Source organism: Burkholderia sp. AU45388 (assembly GCF_030481585.1).
In the GTDB taxonomy this organism is placed as follows: Bacteria; Pseudomonadota; Gammaproteobacteria; order Burkholderiales; family Burkholderiaceae; genus Burkholderia; species Burkholderia sola.
In genome coordinates this window covers 1-1,334 of record NZ_JAUJPV010000066.1, presented here as the reverse complement: position 1 = coordinate 1,334, position 1,334 = coordinate 1, and the positions used below count along the sequence as shown (strand labels likewise).

The following is a 1,334-nucleotide window of genomic DNA, read 5'->3' as shown; positions in this document are numbered from 1 at the left end:
GGCTGCACGATGGCGCCGCATTACAAGCGGCCCGACGCACCCGTCGCGCAGGCGTACCCGGCCGGCGGCGTCTACGCGACGCAGCCGGGCGCGGCCGGCGCGCGCAGCGCGAACGGCCAGGCGGCGACCGCCATCGGCTGGCGCGAGTTCTTCGTCGATCCGCGCCTGCAGCGGCTGATCGAGATCGCGCTGAAAAACAACCGCGACCTGCGCGTGTCGGTGCTGAACATCGAGGCCGCGCGTGCGCAGTACCAGATCACGCGCGCGGGCCTGTTCCCGACGCTCGACGGTACGGGCACGGGCACCATCCAGCGTTTCCCGGCCGGTGTCTCGCAGACGGGCCAGCCGCTGATTTCGCGCACCTACAACGTCGGATTGTCCGCATCGTGGGAGCTCGACCTGTTCGGCCGCGTGCAAAGCCTGAAGGACCAGGCGCTCGCGCAGTACCTGTCGACCGCGTATGCGCGGCAGGCGTCGGAGATCTCGCTGGTGTCGCAGGTGGCGGATCAATACCTGACGCTGCTGTCGACCGATGATCTGCTGAAGGTCACCGAGGACACGCTGAAGACCGCGCAGGCGTCGTACGACCTGACCAAGCTGCAGTTCGACAACGGCACGGGCTCCGAGCTCGAGCTGCGTCAGGCGCAGACGGTGGTCGAGACGGCGCTCGCGAACCAGCAGGCGCAGGCACGTGCGCGCGCGCAGGCGCTGAACGCGCTGGTGCTGCTGATCGGCGAGCCGCTGCCGGACGACCTGCCGGCGGGCATGCCGCTCGACGCGCAGAACCTGCTGACGGACGTGCCGGCCGGCCTGCCGTCGGATCTGCTGACGCGTCGTCCGGACGTGATGCAGGCCGAGCAGACGCTGCTGGCCGCGAACGCGAACATCGGCGCGGCGCGTGCGGCATTCTTCCCGAAGATCTCGCTGACGGCCGCGTTCGGCACCGCGAGCCCGACGCTGGGCGGCCTGTTCAAGGCCGGCACGGCGGCGTGGTCGTTCGCGCCGAACATCGCGCTGCCGATCTTCGAGGGCGGGCAGAACATCGCGAACCTCGATCTCGCGCACGTGCAGAAGCGCATCGAAATCGCGAACTACGAGAAGGCGATCCAGTCGGCATTCCGCGAAGTGTCGGACGGGCTCGCCGCACGCGGCACGTACGATCAGCAGATCGCGGCATTGGAGCGCAACGAGCACGCGCAGCAGCGTCGCTTCGACCTGTCGGACCTGCGTTACAAGAACGGTGTGGACAGCTATCTGTCGGTGCTGACCGCGCAGACGGATCTGTACTCGGCGCAGCAGTCGCTGATCAGCGCGCGCCTGGCGCGCTGGACGAA

1 protein-coding gene is annotated in these 1,334 nt (G+C 68.9%); it reads left to right on the top strand.

Features of this window, described 5'->3' with window-relative positions; genetic code table 11:
- The coding region (locus QZM72_RS35445) for an efflux transporter outer membrane subunit (RefSeq protein ID WP_301740435.1) at positions 1–1,334 on the top strand (1,334 nt) is incomplete at both ends.